18 protein-coding genes are annotated in these 16277 nt (G+C 61.3%); 10 read left to right on the top strand and 8 right to left on the bottom strand.

Annotation, left to right across the window (positions count from 1 at the left end; genetic code table 11):
• Positions 1-52 precede the first annotated feature (52 nt).
• Both PSH91_RS06080 and PSH91_RS06085 read right to left on the bottom strand, forming a co-directional pair.
• Entirely contained in the window at positions 53-2503 is a 2451-nt protein-coding gene (locus PSH91_RS06080) for a penicillin acylase family protein (protein WP_107321604.1), read from the bottom strand.
• A 158-nt stretch (positions 2504-2661) separates the two neighbouring features.
• Positions 2662-3306 (bottom strand): glutathione binding-like protein, encoded by a 645-nt coding sequence (locus PSH91_RS06085; protein WP_047228414.1) that lies wholly within the window; start codon positions 3304-3306, stop codon positions 2662-2664.
• 140 nt (positions 3307-3446) lie between these two features.
• Here PSH91_RS06085 and PSH91_RS06090 point away from each other — a divergent pair, with 140 nt between their 5' ends.
• Positions 3447-4004 carry a cysteine hydrolase family protein gene (locus tag PSH91_RS06090; RefSeq protein ID WP_274090935.1) on the top strand — a complete coding sequence of 186 codons (558 nt, stop codon included), beginning with the start codon at positions 3447-3449 and terminating at the stop codon, positions 4002-4004.
• 177 nt (positions 4005-4181) lie between these two features.
• Here PSH91_RS06090 and PSH91_RS06095 read toward each other — a convergent pair whose 3' ends face one another.
• The 4 genes from PSH91_RS06095 to PSH91_RS06110 form a co-directional block, all read right to left on the bottom strand.
• Positions 4182-4385 (bottom strand): SEC-C metal-binding domain-containing protein, encoded by a 204-nt coding sequence (locus PSH91_RS06095; RefSeq protein ID WP_047228413.1) that lies wholly within the window; start codon positions 4383-4385, stop codon positions 4182-4184.
• Positions 4386-4390: 5 nt separating this feature from the next.
• Positions 4391-4876, bottom strand: a complete 486-nt coding sequence (locus PSH91_RS06100; RefSeq protein ID WP_047228412.1) for an LEA type 2 family protein — start codon at positions 4874-4876, stop codon at positions 4391-4393.
• 67 nt (positions 4877-4943) lie between these two features.
• The gene (locus PSH91_RS06105) at positions 4944-5420 is read right to left on the bottom strand and encodes a YchJ family protein (RefSeq protein WP_047228411.1); all 477 of its coding nucleotides are present in this window, start codon (positions 5418-5420) and stop codon (positions 4944-4946) included.
• A gap of 14 nt (positions 5421-5434) precedes the next feature.
• Positions 5435-5932, bottom strand: coding sequence for a DUF6231 family protein (locus PSH91_RS06110; RefSeq protein ID WP_047228410.1), 498 nt, complete (start codon positions 5930-5932; stop codon positions 5435-5437).
• A 192-nt stretch (positions 5933-6124) separates the two neighbouring features.
• Between PSH91_RS06110 and PSH91_RS06115 the strand changes: the two genes are divergently transcribed.
• The 4 genes from PSH91_RS06115 to PSH91_RS06130 all read left to right on the top strand — a co-directional run bounded on the left by PSH91_RS06115 (position 6125) and on the right by PSH91_RS06130 (position 8805).
• Positions 6125-6820, top strand: a complete 696-nt coding sequence (locus PSH91_RS06115) for an OmpA family protein (RefSeq protein WP_305467608.1) — start codon at positions 6125-6127, stop codon at positions 6818-6820.
• A gap of 90 nt (positions 6821-6910) precedes the next feature.
• Positions 6911-7636 (top strand): OmpA family protein, encoded by a 726-nt coding sequence (locus PSH91_RS06120; protein ID WP_305467609.1) that lies wholly within the window; start codon positions 6911-6913, stop codon positions 7634-7636.
• A 145-nt stretch (positions 7637-7781) separates the two neighbouring features.
• Entirely contained in the window at positions 7782-8054 is a 273-nt protein-coding gene (locus tag PSH91_RS06125; protein WP_047228407.1) for a DUF1145 domain-containing protein, read from the top strand.
• Positions 8047-8805, top strand: coding sequence for a hypothetical protein (locus PSH91_RS06130; protein ID WP_107321607.1), 759 nt, complete (start codon positions 8047-8049; stop codon positions 8803-8805). The genes PSH91_RS06125 and PSH91_RS06130 overlap by 8 nt, the downstream gene beginning before the upstream one ends.
• Positions 8806-8929: 124 nt before the next feature.
• On the opposite strand, the gene PSH91_RS06135 is transcribed toward PSH91_RS06130, so the two are convergent.
• Entirely contained in the window at positions 8930-9394 is a 465-nt protein-coding gene (locus PSH91_RS06135; RefSeq protein ID WP_047228405.1) for a DUF2269 family protein, read from the bottom strand.
• 99 nt (positions 9395-9493) lie between these two features.
• Between PSH91_RS06135 and dinG the strand changes: the two genes are divergently transcribed.
• From dinG to pdxH, 4 genes are all read left to right on the top strand, one after another.
• Complete coding sequence (gene dinG, locus PSH91_RS06140) at positions 9494-11638, top strand: ATP-dependent DNA helicase DinG (protein ID WP_047228404.1); 2145 nt, start codon at positions 9494-9496, stop codon at positions 11636-11638.
• A 161-nt stretch (positions 11639-11799) separates the two neighbouring features.
• Positions 11800-12945, top strand: coding sequence for a serine hydrolase domain-containing protein (locus tag PSH91_RS06145; protein ID WP_160891707.1), 1146 nt, complete (start codon positions 11800-11802; stop codon positions 12943-12945).
• 117 nt (positions 12946-13062) lie between these two features.
• Positions 13063-14175, top strand: coding sequence for an OmpA family protein (locus PSH91_RS06150; RefSeq protein WP_274090917.1), 1113 nt, complete (start codon positions 13063-13065; stop codon positions 14173-14175).
• 24 nt (positions 14176-14199) lie between these two features.
• The gene (gene pdxH, locus PSH91_RS06155; protein WP_047228401.1) at positions 14200-14847 is read left to right on the top strand and encodes a pyridoxamine 5'-phosphate oxidase; all 648 of its coding nucleotides are present in this window, start codon (positions 14200-14202) and stop codon (positions 14845-14847) included.
• Here pdxH and PSH91_RS06160 read toward each other — a convergent pair.
• Positions 14844-15080 carry a hypothetical protein gene (locus tag PSH91_RS06160; RefSeq protein WP_107321608.1) on the bottom strand — a complete coding sequence of 79 codons (237 nt, stop codon included), beginning with the start codon at positions 15078-15080 and terminating at the stop codon, positions 14844-14846. The two genes, pdxH and PSH91_RS06160, sit on opposite strands and share 4 nt — an antisense overlap.
• 172 nt (positions 15081-15252) lie before the next feature.
• Here PSH91_RS06160 and PSH91_RS06165 point away from each other — a divergent pair, with 172 nt between their 5' ends.
• Entirely contained in the window at positions 15253-15717 is a 465-nt protein-coding gene (locus PSH91_RS06165) for a glycine zipper 2TM domain-containing protein (protein ID WP_160891711.1), read from the top strand.
• Positions 15718-16277 lie beyond the last annotated feature (560 nt).

Raw genomic sequence — 16277 nt, forward strand, 5'->3', positions numbered from 1 at the left:
GGCGAGGGGGTTTAGCCCAGCGGGGATAAATTCCCTCGCCACACAGGACAGCCTACTTACCGGGCACCAGGGTCAAGCGCGCCTTGCCGTACGCCCGCTCAAAGTTCTGCGGCTGCAATGGCAGGTTCTGATAGTTCCCCTTGATCCACGGATCAATGCCATTGACGTAGTTCGGGCTGGCGGGGTTGCCAGACTGGCCGGTGCCGCCCTGGATCATCAACGGCTCGGGCTGGCCGAAGTCGACGATGAACCGCATGGCCGGCGCCTGGGTGGTGTTGAAACTCTCGCCCCAGACGAATGCCGAGCTGTTGAGCGTGGAGGCATCGCCGCCGGCGGGCAGGGGGCCGCGGACGATTTGGCCGCTGCTGTTCTTCCATTCGTAGCGATGCAGCTTGCCCCACTGCCAAGCCTTGTGGTCACCGCCCAACTGGCTGTCGCCAGCAGTGATGGCCGCTGCCAGGCTGCGGGCCAGGATCACGGATTTGTCTTCCTTCTGCGGTGTGCGCACGTCATCCCAGAACGGGCTGTCTTCGCGACCGAGCAAGTGATCGGCCTGGGCCGAGTAGGACAACTGACCGTTGGCGAGCAGCGCTTTCCACGCCGGGCTGCTGTCCGGACCCAGTTCGTCGAGGAAGATCTGCTTCATGCTTTCCTGCAGAAACAGTTCATAAATCGCCGCGTCGGCGGAGCCTGGGCTGAGCCGGCCATCGAAAGCCATTAGCCGGGTATAGGCCTCGCGAGCCTTGGCCCGGTCCGCCACTGGTAGCGCGTCGATCGCCTGCTTGAGCGGTTGGGCCATGCCCGGGGCTTCGAAGACTTTCTTGAGCTTGGCGGCAAAGGTCGTGGTCTGGTCATATTGCATGGCAGTCAGGCTGCGGCTGTCGTGCTTGCCGGCCCCGGCCAGCTCGGCCATACGCTCGCCGCGCTCCGGTGCGCCCCAGGAATTGGACAACTGCATGCCGTAGCCGTCGGGAATGACTCGCTGGTTGGCGGCGCCGAGCCAGCCCTGGGCCGGATCCTGATCGTAGGGGTGCAGCATCGGGTCGGCGTAGCCATCCCAATCGTAGCGACCTTCCCAACCGGGCGATGGCAACAGGCCTTCACCTTCGCGGCGGTTCGGATAGCGCCCGGTAACTTGCCAACCAATGTGGCTGGCGTCGGCAAAGATCATGTTCACCGCGATGGCGCGGATTTCACGGCTGGCATCGGAGGCTTTCTCGACATTCTGCGCTCGGGACAAGTCGAAGAACGCGTCCAGGGTTTTGTCGTCGCTAAAGCTCGGCGTCTGCAAGGCCAGGCCAAGACCGTTGGCCATGGCCGAGCCCTGGACACTGTTGAGCAGCGGGCCGTGGCGGGTCTCATACACCGCTTCGCGAATCGGTCGCTGGCCTTTGATGAAGTAGGTCTCGTTGCGGACCATCACCGGTTGCCATTTGCCGTTGACCTCGTAGGACAGACCATTGCCCTGGCGTCGGATTTTTTCCAGGAACAGGTCCTGGTTGTCGCCCAACACGCTGCTCATGCTCCAGGCCACTTTGCCGTTGAACCCCGCCAGAATCATCGGGATCCCCGCCACGGAAACCCCGGCGGCCTGATACTTGGGCGCACGAATCTGCACGGGAACCCACAGTGACGGCACGCTCAATGGGCCATGGCTGTCGCTGGCCAGCAGACTCTTGCCGTTGCGGCTGCGCTGCGGGGCGATGGCCCAGTTGCTGGAGGAAGCAATATTCAGCAAATTCAGTTCGGACAACTGAGCGCTGGCCTTGCTGACTTCGTTGAGGCCCGGGACCTGACCGCTGAGCCGCAGGCCTTGGAGCTTATCGGCCTCGGCCATCGGCAGTTGTTCATCCGGGTACGAGGGGCTCAGCCAGGCCAGTTTGTCCTGGGTGACCGTCTGGGCCAGCACCAAGGCGGCGATTTCTTCCGGCAGGTTGGCCGATTGGCTGAAATTGAGCAGGCAAAACATCAGCGCCGAATCTTGCGGTTTCCAGTATTCGGGTTTGTAGCCGTTGGCGGCCAGGTCCGGCGGCAACTTGTCGCGATAGCGGAACAGGTACGCGTTGACGCCGCGGGCATAGACTTCGAAGAAGCGTTTGAGCCGCGGCGAGGAGGCTTTGTACAACTCGTCGGCGCTTTTCTTCAGGTTGACCGCACGCATGTAGCGATCGACGTCCAGTCGTTCGGCGCCGGACATTTCTGCCAGACGACCCTGAGCCAGCAGGCGCATGGTCACCATCTGGCTGATGCGGTCGCTGGCATGGACGTAGCCGAGGCTGAACAGGGCGTCATGGAAATTGTTGCTCTCGATCAGTGGCATGCCCATGGCATTGCGTCGAACCGAGACGTTCTGCGCCAGCCCCTTGAGCGGTTGCACGCCGGACGTCGGAGGAACCGTGTCCTGGGCGTTCCAGGTCTGGCAACCGCTCAGACCGAGCACACTGGCCACTGCGGCGGCAACGCCGAGCCGGGGGAAGGGAAAAATAGAGGCTGGCGAGGCCATGGCAAAGCTCCTGCGGGAGGGGGGGACACCGATAAAGGCGCTACGTTAGTGAGCAGGAGGAGGGCGCGCAAGCGGGGGCAGGGGTTATTTGTTGATTTGGCGATGAAAGCCTGCTGTGAGGCTTACCCACAGCAGGGTTTTGGGTGTATCAGGAGGGCTCAGGGCTTGGGCGGGTTGACCTTGTCCACCAGGGCATAGGCCTTGGCAGTGGCCGGGCGCTCCTTGATGCGATTGAACCAGCGCTGCACGTTCGGGAAGTCTTCCAGCCGCTGGCTTTGCCATTGGTGTGAAACGGTCCAGGGATAAATCGCCATGTCGGCAATGCTGTACTCGTTGCCCGCTACAAATTCACGGTCCGCCAGGCGGCGATCCAGCACACCATACAGACGAGCGGTTTCGTCGACATAGCGTTTGATCGCGTAGGGGATTTTTTCCGGGGCGAACCGGCTGAAGTGATGATTCTGCCCGGCCATCGGCCCCAGGCCGCCCATCTGCCAGAACAGCCACTGCAACACTTCTTGCCGTCCGCGCAAATTCTCTGGAATGAACTGGCCGGTTTTTTCCGCCAGGTACAGCAGGATCGCGCCCGACTCGAACAGCGAAATCGGCTCGCCACCATCGGCGGGTTTGTGGTCGATGATCGCCGGAATGCGGTTGTTGGGGGCGATTTTCAGGAAATCGGGCTTGAACTGCTCTGCCTGGCCGATGTTGATCGGGTGCACCTTGTAGGGCATGCCGGCTTCTTCAAGGAACAACGAGATTTTATGGCCGTTGGGCGTGGTCCAGTAATACAGGTCGATCATGGAGGGCTCCAGATAAGACAGCGTGATGGATGGACAACACATGACGGCGGGAGGTCGTCCTGATTGCCGAAAGGCTTGCCTGTAGGAAGAGGTGATGCTCAAGTGTGGAAAATTCAATGACCGAACACGAGAAAACCGGCATGGAGTTACAGAAAAACGCAGCGTTGATTCTTATCGATCAACAAAAAGGCATCCTTCACCCCAGGCTAGGCCCTCGCAACAACCCCGATGCGGAGCTGCGCATGCTCCAGTTGCTCGATTTCTGGCGACAATCGGCACGGCCGGTGATTCATGTCCACCACCTGTCCCGCTCGCCGGACTCAGTGTTCTGGCCCGGGCAATCGGGCGTGGAGGTTCAGGAGCGGTTCGAGCCGTTAGCCGGGGAAAGGCTGGTTCAAAAGCAGGTGCCGGATGCGTTCTGCGGCACGCGCCTGGAGACAGACTTGCGGGAAGCGGGGATTGAGCAATTGGTGATCGTGGGCGTGGCGACGAACAACTCGGTGGAGTCCACGGCGCGTACGGCCGGCAATCTGGGATTCGACACTTGGGTGGCCGAAGACGCGTGTTTTACCTTCGACAAGGCTGACTATTTCGGCCATGCCCGTTCGGCTGGCGAGGTGCATGCCATGTCGCTGGGCAACTTGCATGGCGAGTATGCGACGGTGGTCAGCGTGAAGGAGATTCTTGCGGCGGGTTGAAACCGAGTGTGTGGGGTTGCCCCAGCCGGTATGGATTAGCCTCAAACGCCCCATCGCGAGCAGGCTCCCACAGGGCTCAGTAGTGAATCCAGATTTTGTGTTCGCCGCAGGCCCCTGTGGGAGCGAGCCTGCTCGCGAGGACGATTCAATAGGCGAAGATTATCTTCGCCCGGATCATCAAGCGCCGTGGCACTTCTTGAATTTCTTGCCATTGCCGCACGGGCAAGGGTCGTTGCGGCCGACATCCTTCAGGGTGTTGCGCACCGGTTCCTGGTGGGCGTGGCCACAGTTGGGGCCATGGACATGTCCGTGATCATGATCGTGGTGATGGTCATGATCGTGGTTGCAGTCAGGGCCATGGACGTGGGGTTGCTGGGTCATCGGGGTTACTCCGCAATAAAATCGGCGGCGATTATCACGCCATTGCGCCTCAGGTGCACGTAGTGGGCGATGAATAAACCGGTTTCCAGCTCACCTTCCAGGCGATAGGGGATCTGCTGGCGGGGTTTTTCGAGCATTTTCACCAGCTTGCGTACCTGCGGCCACAGGTTGGTGCGGATCGGAACCCTGAAGTAGCGGCTATGCCCGGGACGCACCGTGAACCAGTGCTCGTGCTCTCCTTCGGTCAGCAACAGGTCGCCCAGATGAATGCGGTAGGTTATGCCGCGCACGGTCAAATCACTGTCGTCGGGGTTGTCCACACGAAAGTGCAGCATGAACTTCTGCTCCACCAGCCGCGCCCGTACCACCTCGACCTTGGTCAGATGCACCTGCGGTTCAGGGGCCTCATCACCTCGCCAGGACGCACAACTGCCGAGCCCGATGAACAGCAGCAGGCAGGTGATGCGCAGCAGATGTGATGAAAGGGTCATGTCCGTGCCTCTGGTTTATCCCAGTCTAGCCTGCTGGCGAGCGCAGCAGTGTCGGACGATTCCGATATCAGCGATTAAAGTAGCCTGCGCAGCACTTCTTGAATTTGTGCCCACTGCCGCACGGGCAGGTGTCGTTGCGTCCGGTCTTGACTGGCACTGTCGGGTCGATGAAGTACCAGCGTGCGCCGTTCTGTACGAAGGATGACTGTTCGCGGTGGCTGTGTTCCCCCTGGCCGTCGTGCCAGCGCGCGGTGAAGGTGACAAAGGCGTGTTCGGGTTGGCCACCGAATACTTCGCTGCTTTCCACCTCCAGTCCGAGCCATGTGCTTTTGGCGCTCCACTCGCTGATGGATTGGCGATCCAGGCCGTCCTGCTGGGCGGGCAAGGTCGTGGCTACCAGATAGTCCACCAATCCCAGCACGTAGGCACTATAACGCGAACGCATCAAGGCTTCGGCGCAGGGCGCCGGGTGACCATCGTGGTAATGGCCGCAGCAGGCGTCCAGTGGGTTGCCACTGCCACACGGGCAAATGGTTGTGTGCATGCTTGTGTTCACGGCTACCACCAGTATTTTCCAAAGTTTTCCGGGTTGGCCCAAAAGCGTGAGTTGAGCCAGTCAGGGACTTGTTTGTATTCAAGCAGATCGTAGGTAAACAGGGTCAGCACCTGCTCCTCGCGCTGGAATCGCTCACTGGCCTGCAGGGCCAGGGAAAAGAAATCAGTTTCTTGCCAGCCGCAGGCATTGAGGTCCGCCAGCACGGCGATACGGCTGGCGTTGAGATTGCGGATGCCACCCAACAGGTTCAGACCGTCACGTTTGGGCAAATGCTCCAGGCAATCAAGCGCCAGGGCCAGGTCAAAACGTCGCGCCGCGACGTCCGCCGCAAGGGCGCCAGGGGCGGCGTGGACCACTTCAGTATCAGGATGCGCTTGCTGGAACGCCTCAAGGGCAGGGAAGCTGCTGGCCCCGATCAACAGCAGTTTTTTCGGGGCATAACGGTCCAGCACGGCAGCCAGGGCTTGCTGGGGCGTACGGGAAGAAATGGCAACGGTCATCGAAGTTCCTCTGTCAGAGCCACCACGATAGCCTGCGCGGACCCCATGGCCTAGAGCGGTTTGTGCTTAAACGTATCGATCTACGGCAAATAGGGGGCAAAAACCGCGATAGCGTGATGCTGGCGCGGATGCTGAGTCGGGTCTTTACTCCCCTGAATCGGCGCAAAGCCGATCCCTCAAGGAGAAAACCCAATGAGCATAGTTCGCACAGCGTTACCCTTGGTTCTGCTGACCGGAGTGTTGACTGGTTGCGCAGGTTTGCAGAAAACCGATTGGCCGACCTGCGCGGCGGTTGGCGGTGTGACGGGCGCTGGATTGGGCGCCATCGAAAGCACCTCCTGGGCCGGCGGTGGTGCATTGTTTGTCGGCACCATGGCGGCGGCTTATTGCTGGGTGCATGGCGACGGCGATGAGGATGGCGATGGCGTGCCGGACAGCCGCGACAAATGCCCGGGCACGCCTAAGGGCGTGCAAGTCGATGCCGACGGCTGCCCGCCACCGGCACCGGCGCCGATGGTTGAAGAAGTCGTGGTGGTCCAGGAAGAAACCATTGTGATCCGTGACGTGCATTTCGAATTCGACAAGGCCACGCTGACGGCGGCAGACAAGGAGGTCCTGAGCACGATTGCAACCCGACTCAAACAGGAAACGTCCACCGCGCAACTGCACGTCACCGGCCACACTGACAGCGTCGGCAGCGATGCCTATAACCAGCGCCTGTCTGAACAACGGGCCAACGCGGTGGTGCAATACCTGGTTGAGAGCGGCGTGCCCCGTTCCAGCTTCGTTTCGGTGGAGGGTGCCGGTGAGAGCCAGCCGGTGGCGGACAACAGCACCGCCGATGGTCGGGCCATGAACCGCCGCACGGAGATCAAGATAAATCGCTGAAGCCCCCGTCATCCGCGGCTTGTACAGTCGCGGATGCGGGTCTTTACTCCTGTGTGACCGGTATGGGCCGGTAACACAGGAGCATTCACCATGAAGGTTCTACTCAGGGCCGCCTTACCGGTACTGCTGGCGGGCAGTCTATTGTCAGGTTGTGCCACTCACAGCGATGGCGGCGCACCGCTCAATCAACGCACCTGGCCAGTCTGTAGCTTGATCGGCGGTCTGGTTGGCGGCGGCCTGGGGGCCCTCGAAAGCAGCGGTTGGGCGGCGGGCGGTGCTGCGCTGGGGCTGTTGACCGGCGGCCTGATCTGCTACGCCCAGAATGGCGACGAGGACGATGACGGCGTGTTCGACCGCCGTGACCGTTGTCCCGACACGCCGGCCAATACCCCGGTTGAACATCATGGTTGCCCGTTGCCGCAATACCCGGTCAGCGCTCCGCCGGTTGAACCTCAGGCACCGGCCACTGAAGTGATCACCCTCAACGATGCCGGCAAGGTGCTGTTCGACTTCGATAAATCCGATCTCACTCAAGACGCGCGAAGCCAACTCGATGGGCTGATGAGCAAATTGAGTCATGCCAATGTCGCCAGTATTCGCGTGGTGGGGCACACCGACAGCGTCGGCACTGACGCCTACAACCAGGGGTTGTCCGAGCGTCGGGCAAGCAGCGTGGTGGAATATCTGCTTACCCAGGGGCTTTCACCGGACAAGCTCACCAGTGAGGGCAAGGGTGAAAGCGAGCCTGTGGCCGACAACGAGACCGATGAGGGGCGGGCGCAGAATCGTCGGGTTGAGTTGCATATCCAGCGCTGAGCCGCGTGCCAGAGCCGTCGGGTCGCCAGTGGGGCGACCCGACGAGTCGAGGTTTGCGTCAGATTAAATTTGCCCTGGCCTCTGGCTTATTCTGCGCGCAAGCCGTTACTGTGCGTGCAAAGAATAATACTTGCCGGGGGGATGTATGAAGCTGTTATGGGCGCTGGGGCGCTTGTTGACCCTGCTGTTCTGGCTGGTGGTGCTGGTCAACCTGGTCATGCCGTTCGTTCATCCGCTGCATCTGCTGGTCAATTTTGGCGCAGCGATGTTGCTGGCGATCCATTTGCTGGAACTGGTGTTGTTTCGAGCCAGCTTGCGCGGCCGGCCGGCTTCAGGCCGTGATCGCCTGCGAGTGCTGCTGTTCGGCATCTTCCACCTGCAAACTCTCCCGATCGCCGCCGAGGCTTCCCATGCGTAAATTGTGTCTGCTTGTCGCACTCGTGTGCCCCTGGGCCAGTGCCCAAGTGATCCAGGTCGAAACCCATTCCTTGATGCGCCTGCCCAATACCACCAGCGCCCTGACACTGGAACGGCTGGAGGTGGCCGATTACGGCACGTTGCTGGTGCCTGCCAACGTCACTGAGTTGACCATTGGCCAACTGCACCTGGGGCGCGAAGCACGGATCGCCATCGTGCCTGGGCAACAGGCACTGCAGATAAAAGTTGCCGAGGGGGAACTGGCCGACGGCAGTCAGATCACGGCTCGGGGCGCGCCCGGAACCTATACCAAAGCGGCACGACCGGGGCGTGATCTCAATCTGCGCTTCAATGCCTTGAATGCGCCATTGTTGTCGGTGGATGCCCGCGGTGGAACCGGTGCGCCAGGTTACGTGGGCCTCGACGGCGCCAACGGCCAGGCGCCGGGTTGTACGTGGGGGGCAGCCGGTCGCGGTGCCGACGGCAGCAATGGCAGCGATGGCCAGCCGGGTGCGGCGGGTGCGCAGGTGCGTCTCGAACTGCCCCGTGATTATCCCGATGAGCAGATCAAGGTTACGGTGGAGGGTGGCGCGGGCGGCGCCGCTGGAGCCGGAGGTAAACCCGGCGCTGGCGGCAAGGCCAAGGGGTGCTTCGTCTATACCGCCGACGGTGGCAAAAGCGGTCGCCCTGGTGCCGATGGCCAGCCAGGACCAGCCGGAGCAGCGGGGGCGGTGACGGTGCAGCGATTCTAAGAGAACTGAGCTCGAGACCTGTGGGAGCGAGCCTGCTCGCGTTGGCAGGGTATCAGTCAACCTTGATGTGACTGACCCACCGTTATCGCGAGCAGGCTCGCTCCCACCAGGGGATACGCTAAGTTCAGAACATCGGCCGCGCCGCGCCAATCGCCACCACCAGCAACCCGATCAACAGATTAATCCCCACCAACTGCCGGATTTTCCCCAGTACCGCCGCGCCCGTCGGCCAGTCCTGGGCTGCTACGGCCTTGCGCAGGGCCGGCAATTGCAATCCCTGGATGCGGATAAACAGCGCCGTCATCACCACATACAAGCCGATCATGATCTGCACATAACGTGGCGCGGTCTCGAAGCCGGCAAAGCGCATGTGGATCAAGCCCACGCCGCTGATCGGCAAAAGCACCACTGCGACCCAGACCCAAACGAAAAAACGCTGAAACACTTCTGTCCATAATTTGAGCCGGGCCGGCCCCTCAAGGGCCGCGATTGCGGCGGGGCGCAGGATCATCCAGGCGAAGAACATACCGCCGACCCAGACCAGGGCCGCCAGTAAATGCAGGGTGTAGACGAGGGCAAAGGGTGTCATTGAGTTACTCCGTTCTGCGCAGGATTGATTAGCGGGGTATGATAGCCGCCGATCCGAACCACTGAAAATTTATCCAGCGTTTTTAGCGCCCGACCATTCATGATCAGCACCGAACTCAAAACCACGATCCAGGGCGCCTATTCGCGTTTTCTCGAAGCCAAGAGCCTCAAGCCGCGATATGGCCAGCGCCTGATGATTGCCGAAGTGGCAAAAGTCCTGGGTGACATCGACACCGACGACGAAGGCCGGCGCAGTGGCGAGCCTGCCGTCGTGGCGGTGGAGGCCGGCACCGGCACCGGCAAGACCGTGGCCTACAGCCTGGCGGCAATCCCCACCGCCAAGGCCGCCGGCAAACGCCTGGTGATCGCCACGGCCACGATCGCCTTGCAGGAGCAGATCGTTTTCAAGGACCTGCCTGACCTGATGCGCAACAGCGGGCTGAATTTCAGCTTCGCCCTGGCCAAGGGCCGTGGGCGCTACATGTGCCTGTCCAAGCTCGACATGTTGCTCCAGGAAGGCCAGGCGCAGACCGCCACGGCCCAGTTGTTCGAGGAAGAAGGCTTCAAGATCGAAGTCGATGAGGCCAGTCAGAAGCTGTTTACCAGCATGATCGAAAAACTGGCCGGCAATAAATGGGACGGCGACCGCGACAGCTGGTCCACCGCCCTGGAAGACGCCGACTGGTCACGCCTGACTACCGATCACAGCCAGTGCACCAACCGTCATTGCCCGAACTTCGGCCAGTGCGCCTTTTACAAGGCCCGCGAAGGCATGGGCAAGGTCGACGTCATTGTCACCAACCACGACATGGTCCTGGCCGACCTGGCCCTGGGCGGTGGCGCGGTGCTGCCGGATCCGCGTGACACGATCTATGTGTTCGACGAAGGTCACCACCTGCCGGACAAGGCCATCGGCCATTTCGCCCATTACACCCGGCTGCGCTCCACCGCTGACTGGCTGGAAACCACCGCCAAGAACCTCACCAAGCTGTTGGCCCAACACCCGCTGCCGGGTGACCTGGGTAAGTTCATCGAGCAGGTGCCCGAGCTGGCCCGTGAAATCAAGACGAACCAGCAGTTCATGTTCAGTGCCTGCGAACAAGTGGCGGATTTCAAGCCCGGCGAAGACGTCGAGGGTCGTGATCGACCTCGCCATCGCTTTGTCGGCGGCGTCATACCCGAGCACATGCGCGAGATGGGCATCGAGCTCAAGAAAGGCTTTGCCCGCCTGACCGACCTGTTCACCCGTCTGACCGACCTGCTCAAGGAAGGCATGGATGGCGAGGTCAATATCGGTATCGCCAGCAACCAGGCCGAGGAGTGGTACCCGTTGTTCGGCAGTCTGCTGTCCCGCTCCCAGGGTAACTGGGAGTTGTGGACCGCGTTCACGACTGAAGACCCGGAAGACAACCCGCCGATGGCGCGTTGGTTGACCCTGGCCGAAAGCGGCTCGCTGTTCGACATCGAGGTCAATGCCAGCCCGATCCTGGCGGCGGAAATGCTGCGTCGCAACCTGTGGAATGTCGCCTACGGCGCGCTGGTGACTTCCGCCACGCTGACCGCCCTGGGCACGTTCGACCGTTTCCGCATGCGCGCCGGCCTGCCGAAAAAAGCCGTGACCGCCGTGGTTCCGAGCCCCTTCCATCATGCCGACGCCGGCGTGCTGCGGGTCCCGGACCTCAAGGCTGATCCGCGGGATGCCGCCGCCCACACCGCGGCGATTATTCGCGACCTGCCGGAACTGGTGGAAGGCTCGCGGGGCACCCTGGTGCTGTTTTCCTCGCGCAAACAGATGCAGGACGTGTTCGACGGCCTCGACCGCGACTGGCGCAAGCAAGTGTTCATCCAAGGCAACCTGTCCAAGCAGGAAACCCTGAACAAGCACAAAGCGCGGGTCGATGGCGGCGATTCCAGCGTGCTGTTCGGCCTGGCGAGTTTTGCCGAAGGCGTGGATTTGCCCGGTGCCTACTGTGAGCATGTGGTGATCGCCAAGATCCCGTTTTCGGTTCCGGACGACCCGGTGGAAGCCGCGTTGGCCGAATGGATCGAGGCCCGCGGTGGTAACCCGTTCATGGAGATCTCCGTGCCGGACGCCTCGCTGAAACTGGTCCAGGCCTGTGGTCGATTGCTGCGCACCGAAGAAGACCGCGGCACCATCACCTTGCTCGACCGCCGACTGGTGACCCAGCGCTACGGCAAGGCGATCCTCAACGCCCTGCCACCGTTTCGGCGGGAGATATCCTAGCCTCCCGGTGATTTTTGACTGAGGAGGTCTCTGTGGCGAGGGGATTTAGCGAAACGGGCTGTGTCAGTCCGGTCAGCCGTCTTGCGGCGGTTCCCAAAAACCTCAATGGCTGAAACAATGCAGACCACTTCAAAAAAGTGTTTGTTTCAAGGGAGTTGCGGGTGCAGATTCAAGGCCATTATGAGCTTCAATTCGAGGCGGTGCGTGAAGCCTTCGCCGCGCTGTTCGACGATCCTCAGGAGCGCGGCGCGGCGTTGTGCATTCAGGTTGGTGGCCGCACGGTCATCGATCTGTGGGCCGGCACGGCCGACAAGGATGGCAGTGAAGCCTGGCACAGCGACACCATCGCCAATCTGTTTTCCTGCACCAAGACGTTCACCGCCGTCACCGCCCTGCAACTGGTGGCCGAAGGCAAGCTGCAGCTGGACGCCCCTGTCGCCCGCTACTGGCCTGAGTTCGCGGCAGCCGGCAAGCAAGCCGTCACGCTCCGTCAGTTGCTTTGCCACCAGGCCGGGTTGCCGGCGTTACGTGAATTGCTGGCGCCCGAAGCACTTTATAACTGGCAGACCATGGTCGATGCTCTGGCCGCTGAAGCGCCCTGGTGGACGCCGGGAGACGGTCACGGCTACGCGGCGATCACTTATGGCTGGCTGGTCGGCGAACTGCTGCGCAGGGCTGACGGTCGTGGGCCGGGGGCATCCATCGTGGCCCGTATTGCCAAGCCGTTGGGCCTGGATTTTCACGTCGGCTTGGCTGATGAAGAGTTTCATCGCGTGGCCCACATCGCTCGCGGCAAAGGCAATGTGGGGGATGCGGCGGCCCAGCGCCTTTTACAAGTAACGATGCGCGAACCCACGGCCATGACTACCCGGGCCTTTACTAACCCGCCCTCGATCATGACCAGCACCAATAAGCCAGAGTGGCGGCGCATGGAACAACCGGCGGCCAACGGCCATGGTAACGCCCGCAGCCTGGCCGGGTTTTATACCGGCCTGCTGGACGGCAGCCTGCTGGAGGGAGAAATGCTCGACGAACTGACTCGCCAGCACAGCTTCGGCGAGGACAAGACATTGTTGACCCAGACCCGTTTCGGCCTGGGTTGCATGCTCGATCAGCCGGATGTACCGAACGCGACCTACGGTCTCGGCCCTCGGGCATTCGGTCATCCTGGGGCAGGGGGCTCCATCGGTTTTGCCGACCCGGAGCACGATGTGGCTTTTGGCTTTGTGACAAACACCCTCGGGCCATACGTTTTGATGGATCCGCGGGCGCAGAACCTTGCGCGGGTACTTGCCACTTGTCTATAAAACGTTAGCGAAGGCGGCGGGCACAGGAACCTCGTGTTCCTTTCAGTTTCCAACCGTCTGTTTATGCGGCCCGAACATGGCCTTTGTTTTTTCTTTACATCATTTTGTGGATATCCAATGTCATTGAATAAATCTTTCGCTCTGGCGCTGTGCTTCGCTATCACCGGTTGCGCACAAACCCCACAAAATGATGCCGAGGGCGGCAGTGGCTGGTGGCCGTTCGGCGCCTCCGACAAGGTCGCGGCCAAAGAACCGACGTCAGCGGCGCCGCTGAAACCGGCTGCCGTCGCGCCACAAGCCAAGGCCGAGGGTGCCACTCACTGGTGGTGGCCGTTTTCTTCCGATGACGCCACCGACGGCGTCGCCAAAAAAGTCGACGCCAAACCTGAAGTCAAGACGCCGGTTACCGTTGCCAAGGCTGAAGCTGAAAGCAACGGCAAGTGGTGGTGGCCATTCGGCGGTAAAGATCAGGAAACCGCCAAGACGGTGCCGATGCCGGATCCGAAAGTCACCCAGGCTTGGCTCGACGACTACGAGCCAAAATTGCGCACGGCCATCAAGGACAGCAAGCTCGAACTTGAACGCCGCGACGACGTGCTGGTGGTCACCGCACCGGTGGACGGCTCCTTCAACCCGGATCGTCCGGCCATGCTGCTGCCGGTGAGCCTCGGCCCGTTCACCCGCGTTGCGAAAATTCTGGAAGCTGATCCGAAAACAGCCGTGCTGATCCTCGGCCACGCCGACACGTCGGGCGCCGCGCCGGTCAACCTGAAGCTCAGCCAGGAACGCGCCCAATCCGTGGCGGCGATTTTCCGTCTCAGCGGCTTGCAGCGTGATCGCCTGATGCTGCGTGGCATGGGTTCGGTTGCGCCCCGTGCCGCCAATGACAGCGTTGAAGGTCGCGCTTTGAATCGTCGTGTCGAGCTGCTGGTCACGCCGCAAAACACCATGGTTGCGCTGCTGAGCAAGTACAACATGCCGGCCCCGGCACCAGTAAGGTTGGTGGCGGTCCAGGACGTGAAACCTGCGGCTTTGGCGCCAGCGCCCGCGCCGGCGGCTAACAAGTCCAAGGCTGTTGCCAGCAAAAAAGCGCCGGCCAAGAAGGCTGTCGCCAAGGCTCCTGCCAAAAAAGCCCCGGCCAAGAAAGCGCCGGTGGCGAAGAAGCCGCAACCGACCAAAGCCGCTACCGATGCCAAGAAAGTCGCGGCTGCCGATGCATCCAAGCAGTGATGGGCTAACTACAAGGAACGCGCCATGACCCAGACGCTGGCTGATATGCGCCGCGACTACACCCGCGATGGCCTGACCGAGGCGCAGGCCCCGGCCGAGCCGTTCGCGCTGTTCCACCAGTGGTTCGCCGACGCGGTGAAAACCGAACAGGCGCCGGTGGAGGCCAACGCCATGACCTTGGCGACCGTGGATGCCGATGGGCGCCCGCATTGCCGGATCCTGCTGCTCAAGGGGCTTGATGCCCAAGGCTTCACGTTCTTCACCAACTACGAGAGCGCCAAGGGTCAGCAACTGGCCGCGAACCCGTTCGCGGCCATGACATTTTTCTGGCCGACGCTGGAGCGTCAGGTGCGTATCGAAGGCAAGGTGCAGAAGGTCACGGCGCAAGAGTCGGACGCCTATTATCAGGTACGGCCATTGGGCAGTCGCCTCGGGGCCTGGGCTTCACCTCAAAGCCGGGTGATTGCGGGTCGAGGTGAGCTGGAAGACTTGCTCAAGGCCACCGAACAACGCTTCAGTGACAGCCAGCCTCACTGCCCGGAGCATTGGGGGGGCTATCGTCTGCTGCCCGAGCGTATCGAATTCTGGCAGGGACGGGCCAGCCGTCTGCATGATCGCCTCAACTACCGCCTGCAAGAGGCGAGCTGGATCCGCGAGCGTCTGGCGCCTTAGCCCTGGGTATACCCTGCCGCTGCGGCCTGAAGCCATTGCGGCAGGTCGCGCCGCTTGATCCCTTGCTTCTGGGCGTGGGCCAATTGTTGCAGCATGTAAGTTTTTTTCAGCTCATCCTGCCCCGCCAATGACAGCGCCAGATCGCGGTCCATCCAGCGTTTGATCCGCACGTACAGCCACCAATGAAAGTACAAACCGGCGACGGTGGTAGCGGCTATGATGAAATAATCCATGAGAAATCCTCAGGCCAGTGACGCGGATAGCGGAAATTGGCGCTACTGTTTGGGTGAATTTTTCGGGCGAGTCTGTATCCCACCTGAATGAAAACAATTTTATCCCGGCGAGGCCGTGACAGGCGTCAAGCTGCGGAGTTTAATGAATACCTGTCTTTTGGAGTTTGATGCTATGCGTAAGTCTGTTTTGCTGGTTGCTTCCTTTTCCACGATGGCGATGTTGCTCACTGGCTGTCAGTCGAGCCTGACCGGTGACTCCTATTCCCGTGACGAAGCGCGTCGCGTGCAGACGATTCGCATGGGGACCATTGAAGCCTTGCGTCCGGTCAAGATCGAAGGCACCAAGACCCCGATCGGCGGCGCGGCGGGTGCGGTGGTAGGTGGTGTGGGTGGCAGCGCCATCGGCGGTGGCCGTGGCAGTATCGTTGCTGCCGTGATCGGCGCCGTGGCCGGCGGCCTGATCGGCTCCGCGACCGAAGAAGGCCTGACCCGTACCCAGGGTGTGGAAATCACCGTTCGCGAAGACGACGGCAGCATGCGCGCCTATGTGCAGCAGGTTCAGGAAAACGAAGTGTTCCGTGTGGGTGAGCGGGTTCGTATTGCCACTGTGGATGGTACGAGCCGCGTATCGCACTAAGCTGGAATCGCTAAGAGAAAATCGCGCTTTTTCCTGAACGGGGAGGCGCGATTTTTTTTATGGCTTCGTTTCGGGGGGCGCGCGGCGTGTATATCCGTTTCTTCGGTAACGGCTGCTTATGGTTCCGCTCTTACAGCGGCTCACTTTTGAAGAGCGCAAAAGTAAGCAAAACGCTTCTGCCCCACCACTCGGCACCTCGCTTAGGCTCGGTGTGCCTGAACGAAGGCATTGCTCCGTGGGCCGCCGCGAAGGGCCATCCATGGCCCAGCGCGGCTAACCCGGCATCCATGCCGGGTTGCCCACTCCACAACGCCTCCGTTCAGCCAGCGTGGTTAACGGGGCGTCCAAGATCAACGTCCACCGCGAGGCGGCCTTATAGCCGGCCTGATTCTTGGTGGGACCGCGTTTCTCCTGTGGGAGCGGGCTTGCTCACGCAAGCGGTATCACAGTCGATGAAGATGTTGGGTATGTTGGCCTTTTCGCGAACAAGCCCGCTCCCTCAGTGGTTCTGTGTTGGATATAAATTTGTGCTCACTGAAAGGTCGAATGTGGGAGCGAGC

It is taken from the genome of Pseudomonas sp. FP1154 (assembly GCF_030687245.1).
Taxonomy (GTDB): Bacteria; Pseudomonadota; Gammaproteobacteria; order Pseudomonadales; family Pseudomonadaceae; genus Aquipseudomonas; species Aquipseudomonas rhizophila.

Bases quoted from the DNA above. Each gene is read 5' to 3' on its own strand.
- PSH91_RS06160 (WP_107321608.1), bottom strand. From the start codon at position 15,080: ATGGATTATTTCATCATAGCCGCTACCACCGTCGCCGGTTTGTACTTT.
- PSH91_RS06095 (WP_047228413.1), bottom strand. From the start codon at position 4,385: ATGACCCAGCAACCCCACGTCCATGGCCCTGACTGCAACCACGATCAT.
- pdxH (WP_047228401.1), top strand. From the start codon at position 14,200: ATGACCCAGACGCTGGCTGATATGCGCCGCGACTACACCCGCGATGGC.
- PSH91_RS06130 (WP_107321607.1), top strand. From the start codon at position 8,047: ATGCGTAAATTGTGTCTGCTTGTCGCACTCGTGTGCCCCTGGGCCAGT.
- PSH91_RS06080 (WP_107321604.1), bottom strand. From the start codon at position 2,503: ATGGCCTCGCCAGCCTCTATTTTTCCCTTCCCCCGGCTCGGCGTTGCC.
- PSH91_RS06165 (WP_160891711.1), top strand. From the start codon at position 15,253: ATGCGTAAGTCTGTTTTGCTGGTTGCTTCCTTTTCCACGATGGCGATG.
- PSH91_RS06150 (WP_274090917.1), top strand. From the start codon at position 13,063: ATGTCATTGAATAAATCTTTCGCTCTGGCGCTGTGCTTCGCTATCACC.
- PSH91_RS06105 (WP_047228411.1), bottom strand. From the start codon at position 5,420: ATGCACACAACCATTTGCCCGTGTGGCAGTGGCAACCCACTGGACGCC.
- PSH91_RS06110 (WP_047228410.1), bottom strand. From the start codon at position 5,932: ATGACCGTTGCCATTTCTTCCCGTACGCCCCAGCAAGCCCTGGCTGCC.
- PSH91_RS06120 (WP_305467609.1), top strand. From the start codon at position 6,911: ATGAAGGTTCTACTCAGGGCCGCCTTACCGGTACTGCTGGCGGGCAGT.
- PSH91_RS06090 (WP_274090935.1), top strand. From the start codon at position 3,447: ATGGAGTTACAGAAAAACGCAGCGTTGATTCTTATCGATCAACAAAAA.
- PSH91_RS06125 (WP_047228407.1), top strand. From the start codon at position 7,782: ATGAAGCTGTTATGGGCGCTGGGGCGCTTGTTGACCCTGCTGTTCTGG.
- dinG (WP_047228404.1), top strand. From the start codon at position 9,494: ATGATCAGCACCGAACTCAAAACCACGATCCAGGGCGCCTATTCGCGT.
- PSH91_RS06135 (WP_047228405.1), bottom strand. From the start codon at position 9,394: ATGACACCCTTTGCCCTCGTCTACACCCTGCATTTACTGGCGGCCCTG.
- PSH91_RS06100 (WP_047228412.1), bottom strand. From the start codon at position 4,876: ATGACCCTTTCATCACATCTGCTGCGCATCACCTGCCTGCTGCTGTTC.
- PSH91_RS06115 (WP_305467608.1), top strand. From the start codon at position 6,125: ATGAGCATAGTTCGCACAGCGTTACCCTTGGTTCTGCTGACCGGAGTG.
- PSH91_RS06085 (WP_047228414.1), bottom strand. From the start codon at position 3,306: ATGATCGACCTGTATTACTGGACCACGCCCAACGGCCATAAAATCTCG.